Raw genomic sequence first — 1,819 nt, 5'->3', positions numbered from 1 at the left:
ACCCCCCCCCCCCCCCCCCCCCCCCCCCCCCCCCCCCCCTCCCCCCCCCCCCCCCCAACCCCCCCTCCCCCCCCCCCCCCCCCCCCCCCCCCCCCCCCCCCCTGCTCCCCCCCCCCCCCCCCCCCCCCCCCCCCCCCCCCCCCCCCCCGCTCTGCTCTTTCCGCTTTCCACCTCTTCCACAGGCCGGTTTCCGCAGGTAGCGCCTCCGCTTTCCGCGGGCGCCCGGTCACGAGGAGTGAGGCGGGTGTCCGGATGCCGGACGTTAAGCGTCCGATAAACGGACGCTCGGCAGACTGGCCCGCATGAGTCAGAGCACCCTCACACCGCCCGCACGGCAGCAGCCCGCGGACTCGGATCCCGGCGCGGGAGCGCCCCTCGGCAGCGGCCTCAAGCAGCGCCACCTCTCGATGATCGCCCTCGGCGGGGTCATCGGTGCCGGGCTCTTCGTCGGTTCCGGCGCCGGCGTCGCCGCCGCGGGCCCCTCGATCGTGCTCGCGTACGCCGTGTCCGGGTTGCTCGTGATGTGCGTGATGCGGATGCTCGGCGAGATGTCGGCCGCGGACCCCGCCTCCGGTTCCTTCTCGGTGCACGCGGAGCGGGCGATCGGCCCCTGGGCCGGGTTCACGGCCGGCTGGATGTTCTGGACCCTGCTGTGCGTGGGCGTGGCCATCGAGGCGATCGGCGCGGCGCACATCATGACCGGCTGGTTCCCGGGCACCCCGTCGTGGGTGTGGGTGCTGGCGTTCATGGCGCTGTTCTGCGGGTCGAACCTGGCCGCCGTCTCCCACTTCGGCGAGTTCGAGTTCTGGTTCGCCGCCATCAAGATCGGTGCGATCGCGCTCTTCCTCGGCCTCGGCGTGCTCGCGGTCGCGGGGGTGCTGCCCGGCACCTCCTCCCCCGGCACCGCGAACCTGCTGCCCGACAGCGGCTTCCTGCCGAACGGCCTGGACGGTCTGCTCGTCGGCGTGCTGGCCTCGGTCGTCGCGTACGGCGGCCTGGAGACGGTGACCATCGCCGCCGCCGAGTCCGCGGACCCGGTGCGGGGCGTGGCCCGGGCCGTGCGGACCACCATGTGGCGGATCGCGGTCGTGTACGTCGGCTCGATGCTGGTCGTCGTCACCCTGCTGCCGTGGAACGACCCGGCGGTGACCGAGCAGGGCCCGTACGCGGCCGCCCTGGACCGGCTGGGCATCCCGGCCGCCGGCCAGATCATGAACGTGGTCGTCCTGATCGCCCTGCTGTCGGCGATGAACGCCAACATCTACGGGTCCTCCCGCATGGCGTACTCGCTCGTCTCCCGCGGCCAGGGCCCGAAGGCCCTCGGCAAGGTCAGCGGCCGGGTGCCGCGGCGCGCGGTGCTCGCCTCCTGCGGCTTCGGTTTCGTCACCGTGCTGCTGTCGTACTGGTACCCGGACACCCTGTTCGCCTGGCTGCTGAACATGGTCGGCGGGGTCATCCTCGTCGTCTGGGGCTTCATCGCCGTCTCGCAGTTCGTGCTGCGCCGACGGCTGGAGCGGGAGGCGCCCGAGAAGCTGGTCGTGCGGATGTGGGGCTTCCCGTACCTGACCTGGGCCGCGCTGGCCGGGGTGGCCGGAGTGCTGGCGCTGATGGCCGAGAACCCCGACACACGGGTGCAGGTGGTCTTCACCGGCGGGCTGACCCTCTTCCTCGCCGCCACCGGGTTCCTGATGCAGCGTCGGACCGGGGGGGGGGGGGGGGGCCCCCCCCCCCCCCCCCCCGCGGGGGAGGAGGGGGGGGGGGGGGGAGAGGTGGGGGGGGGGGGGGGGGGGGTGGCGGCTGGGGGGGAGAGAGGGAGCCT

The 1,819-nt window shown here is 74.5% G+C and carries 1 protein-coding gene; it reads left to right on the top strand.

From position 1 onward, the window contains the following. Window positions 1-302: 302 nt before the first annotated feature. On the top strand, window positions 303-1,819 hold a 1,517-nt coding region (locus tag ACZ4VL_RS40640), incomplete at its 3' end, for an amino acid permease (protein ID WP_468211053.1).

The organism is Streptomyces sp. NPDC029014, assembly GCF_055564695.1.
Note: the sequence above shows the minus strand (reverse complement) of the source record. Positions and strands in the feature narration are given on the sequence as shown.